Source organism: Phyllobacterium sp. (assembly GCF_037994405.1).
In the GTDB taxonomy this organism is placed as follows: domain Bacteria; phylum Pseudomonadota; class Alphaproteobacteria; order Rhizobiales; family Rhizobiaceae; genus Phyllobacterium.
Genome location: NZ_JBBNAN010000214.1, coordinates 1 through 4396 on the forward strand (window position 1 = coordinate 1; position 4396 = coordinate 4396).

3 protein-coding genes and 1 pseudogene are annotated in these 4396 nt (G+C 55.9%); 2 read left to right on the forward strand and 2 right to left on the reverse strand.

Translation table 11 applies throughout. The features are described 5' to 3' along the window. Together AAAC48_RS11995 and AAAC48_RS12000 are read left to right on the forward strand one after the other, a co-directional pair. Window positions 1–198 (forward strand): annotated as a pseudogene (locus tag AAAC48_RS11995) (xanthine dehydrogenase family protein subunit M); the annotation flags it as partial. A 9-nt stretch (window positions 199–207) separates the two neighbouring features. Continuing rightward, window positions 208–2409 carry a xanthine dehydrogenase family protein molybdopterin-binding subunit gene (locus AAAC48_RS12000; RefSeq protein WP_340654393.1) on the forward strand — a complete coding sequence of 734 codons (2202 nt, stop codon included), beginning with the start codon at window positions 208–210 and terminating at the stop codon, window positions 2407–2409. Between the two features lie 116 nt (window positions 2410–2525). Here the strand turns inward: AAAC48_RS12000 and AAAC48_RS12005 are convergent, their stop codons facing one another. Together AAAC48_RS12005 and AAAC48_RS12010 are read right to left on the reverse strand one after the other, a co-directional pair. Then, complete coding sequence (locus tag AAAC48_RS12005) at window positions 2526–3815, reverse strand: amidohydrolase family protein (RefSeq protein WP_340654394.1); 1290 nt, start codon at window positions 3813–3815, stop codon at window positions 2526–2528. 67 nt (window positions 3816–3882) lie between these two features. Beyond that, window positions 3883–4396, reverse strand: a 514-nt coding sequence (locus tag AAAC48_RS12010; protein WP_340654395.1) for an ABC transporter permease, incomplete at its 5' end; no start/stop codon positions are given.

Sequence of the window (4396 nt, forward strand, 5' to 3'; positions counted from 1 at the left end):
GCTGCGGAGGTCTTGCTCGTCGGGCGTGCTGCATCGCGCGGAAACTTCGATCAGTTTGCGTCGATGCTGCTGGCACAGTCCGTTGCGTTGTCGCAGAACGGCTTCAAGATAGAGCTGGCTCGCAGAATTGTCGTTCGGGCACTCGATCAGGCAGCGTCGCGAACGCCGCAGTCGCAGTCCGACAAGCGTATCTATTGAGAGGCCATTATGGATCAGGGACCAGTGATCACGGGCAAAGGCATCCCTCGGATTGACGGGCCGCTCAAGGTTAAAGGCCAAGCAAAATATGCTGCAGAATACGAAGTTCCGGATCTGCTTCATGCGGTCATCGTACCCGCATCGATGGCAAAGGGCCGGGTGACTTCGATTGATACAACAGCCGCTAAAAGTTTCTCCGGCGTTGTAGCGGTTCTTACCCATCAAAACCGCCCCTGGTTCTGGCCCTTCAGCTTTCTCTACAAGGATCCCGTGGGTCCACCCGGCAAGCCCTTCCGACCTCTGTACAATGATCGGGTCCATTTCAGCGGGCAACCGGTGGCTCTCGTCGTCGCCGAGAATTATGAAGCGGCCCGCGATGCCGCGGCGTCGGTTCGCGTCTCCTACGACCGCGAGCAACACGCGACTGACTTGGCTTCAGAAGTTTCCAATGCCTATCGGCCCCCCAGACATCGACTCGGTGTTGCTCGAACACCCCAACCCACGGGTGATGCTGACCGCGCATTTTCGGAGGCTCCAGTCAAGGTCGAGGCAACCTACAAGACTGCCCCGGAAAACCATCATCCGATGGAACTGTTCGCAACAACCGTTGAATGGGGCGACGAGACCGTCACGATATATGACAAGACACAGAGCCCCAAGAGCGTGGAGATTTTTCTTAAGGTAGCCCTGCGCCTGTTTCGACGCAAAGTGCGTGTTGTAAGCAGCTTTGTCGGCGGAGCGTTTGGTCTCGGTCTTCGACCTCAGCAATCCGTTTTCCTCGCGGTTCTGGCGGCGAAAGCGCTCAAGCGATCCGTTCGACTGGTGATCCCACGCGACCAAATGTTCGCGCTTGGGTATCGCGCCAATTCCATACAAACCGTCTCTCTTGGTGCCGACGAGAACGGCCACCTACTCGCGATCCGGCATCGGGCCATTGCCGCGACGTCGCAATATGAGGATGCTCAGGATCCGATGCTGAATTTCTCGGCGAGCCTTTATCGCTGCAACAACATCAAGCTCTCCTACGAACTCGCAAAACTTGACACCGTTTCGCCGTGCGATATGCGCGCACCTGGTGCGGCCACCGGCATGTTTGCTCTGGAATGCGCGATGGATGAGTTGGCTTATGCCGTTAATGTTGATCCGCTCGTCCTGCGCCTCGCAAATTACACGGAGCGCGATCAGAGTGAAAACCGCCCGTTCAGCAGCAAAGCCCTCCGCGAGTGCTATGCTCAGGGGGCCGAGCGTTTCGGTTGGGCGAAGCGCAGCCACGCACCGCGATCGATGCGTAAGGGAAAAGAGCTGATTGGGTGGGGTATGGCAACAGGGGTCTGGGAAGCGGCAATGTCACCTGTGCCTGCACGCGCCAAAGTCAGCCTTCTAGCCGATGGAAGATTCGAAGTGACAACGTCGATTACAGATATCGGCACCGGAACCTACACGATTCTCACCCAGATTGCCGCAGATGCGCTTGGCGCGCCCTTAGAGCGAGTGGTTGTGAAGCTCGGTGACTCCGCCTTTCCTTTCAACCCCACTCAAGGAGGTTCGTGGACTGCTGCAACCTCAGGTTCTGCTGTCCAGGCGGGCTGCGAAAAGCTCAAAAAAAAGATCATATCGCGTGCGAAGCAAGCCGGGATCATAGGAAATGGGCAAGCTGCCGAATTGCTTTCTCCGGCTGCTCTCGCCGATTTATTGAAACTGTCCGGCCGCGATAATCTGAGCGCGACCGCAACCATTATTAAGGTTCCGTTCGGCAAGAAATACACAAGCGCCACGCATTCAGCAGTTTTTGCCGAGGTCCGCATCGACGAAGAACTTTCGGTCGTTCGGGTTACCCGGCTTTTATGTGCGGTCGCCGCAGGGCGCATCCTCAATCCTGCTACAGCCCGAAGCCAGATTATCGGTGCGTCGGTCATGGGGATCGGCAAAGCCCTGTATGAAGACGCGGCAATCGACCACAATTTAGGGCGATGCATGGCCCACAGTTTCGCAGATTATCACATCCCATCGAATGCCGACGTCTACGACATCGAAGTGTTGTTCGTTGAAGAAACTGACGACAAAGTCAGTCCGATCGGTGTAAAGGGTCTGGGCGAAATCGGTTCCGTTGCTGTCGCGCCCGCTATCGCAAATGCCATATTCCATGCAACGGGGCAGCGGATGCGGGATCTTCCGATCACCATTGATCGTCTAGCGCACTCTAGAGGTTGAGCCTCCAAATTGATGGGGTCGTCCTTGTGGAATCCCTCACGTCAGTTGTTGACAACCAAAATGGGCATGGCAGTGAATCTGAATCTGCTTAGCGCCGCCCAAGGCGTCGGCATGGTCTACCCCAGTTTCGGTGCGTAGCTTGCCGGATCAACACGCTCCGGGCGTCCTGCAAGTTGCAGTGTGCTGGTACGATTTGGCGTTCTCGCTATGACCTTACCACCCTTAATTACAGTAAGACGTGTGGCCTTCAGGCGGATTGCTTCAATCGAGTCAGCAGCTTGCAGCAATACCATGTCTGCCTTGCAGCCGACATCGAGGCCATAGCCTTCAAGATTGAGGATTCTTGCTGGCGCGGTTGTCACGGCGTCAAAGCATTGCCGCATCGCACTGCGGCTCGTCATTTGCGCCACGTGCAGGCCCATGCTTGCTACGTCCAGCATATCGCCATGACCGAGCGAATACCAAGGATCCATCACGCAGTCATGGCCAAATGCCACGGTAACGCCGTGGGCCAGGAGTTCCGGCACACGCGTCATTCCGCGACGCTTTGGATAGGTGTCGTGGCGGCCTTGAATGCCGATATTGATCAGCGGGTTGGCGATGGCTGCTACACCTGCTTCCGCAATCAGAGGCAGAAGCTTGCTGACGTAATAATTGTCCATCGAATGCATGGACGTCAGATGCGAGCCAGTCGAACGTCCGCCAAGTCCAAGACGCTGGGTCTCGCAGGCCAGCGTCTCGATGTGGCGTGACAGTGGATCATCGGTTTCGTCGCAATGCAGGTCAATCATCAGGCCGCGCTTCGCCGCGATCTCGCACAGCGCTTTCACGCTTGCGGTCCCATCAGCCATCGTACGTTCGAAATGCGGAATACCACCGACGACATCAACCCCAAGATCCAAAGCGCGTTTCAGGAGCTCGACTGCACCGGGATAACGGTAATAGCCGTCCTGAGGGAAAGCCACGAGCTGCAGGTCAATATAGGGTGCAACCCGCTTCTTGACCTCGAGCAGCGCCTCGACGCCCAGTAGCCGTTCATCGCAAACGTCGACATGGGTGCGGATGGCAAGAAGTCCCTGTGTGACCGCGAGATCGCAATAGCGCAGCGCACGCTCGATGACGGCTTCTTGGGTGAGAAGGGGCTTCAGTTCGCCCCATATCTTGATGCCGTCAAGCAGTCGCCCGCTTTCATTGAAGCGAGGCTGACCGAGCGACAGCGTTGCATCCATATGGAAATGGCTATCAACAAAGGGCGGAGATACAAGCAACCCGCCTGCATCGATAATCTCACTCGCCTCGCCGCCAAGCTTGTGTTCGACAGCAACGATCCGACCGGATTTCACACCGATATCAATGCCTGTGCGACCATCAGGCAAAGTTGCATTTGTGACTTTGAGATCAAACATGAGGTGCCTATTTTTCAAATGGTTGCATTATCGAGCGATACGTCGCTTTCCGTTCCCCAAACCAATGTCAGTAGCGAACCAGCTTGCGCTCAAAAAGAGCGACAATCATGAACAAAATAATCGAAAGCGCGGACGACAGTACAATCGCTGCATAAAGCCGGTCCGATTGATAGTTGAACGTGGCCTGGATGATCAGTGCGCCAAGGCCTTTATCCGAACCTATCCACTCACCGACAATAGCGCCGATGACCGCCGTAGCCGAAGCGATCCTCAAGGACGCAAATAGCATCGGCAATGATCGTGGAAACCGTAGCCGCCAAAATGTCTCCCACCGTGTCGCCGAAAGGACGTGGAAGAGTTCGTGTTCGTTGGAACTCGCCGAGTCCAGCCCCCGGATCATGTTGACCAGAGTCGGGAAAAAACAGATCACCGCCGCAATGACGATCTTGGGTGTCATGCCGAGCCCGAAAATGAGAATGATGATTGGCGAAAGCGCCAAAATCGGGATTGTATTGAAAAAGAGTACAACCGGGAAATAGGCAGCTTGCAGAACGCGGCTGTGGACAAAGACAACTGCCAGT

Excerpts from the sequence above, each read along its gene's own strand:
- AAAC48_RS12000 (WP_340654393.1), top strand. The coding sequence starts at position 208 with ATGGATCAGGGACCAGTGATCACGGGCAAAGGCATCCCTCGGATTGAC.
- AAAC48_RS12005 (WP_340654394.1), bottom strand. The coding sequence starts at position 3,815 with ATGTTTGATCTCAAAGTCACAAATGCAACTTTGCCTGATGGTCGCACA.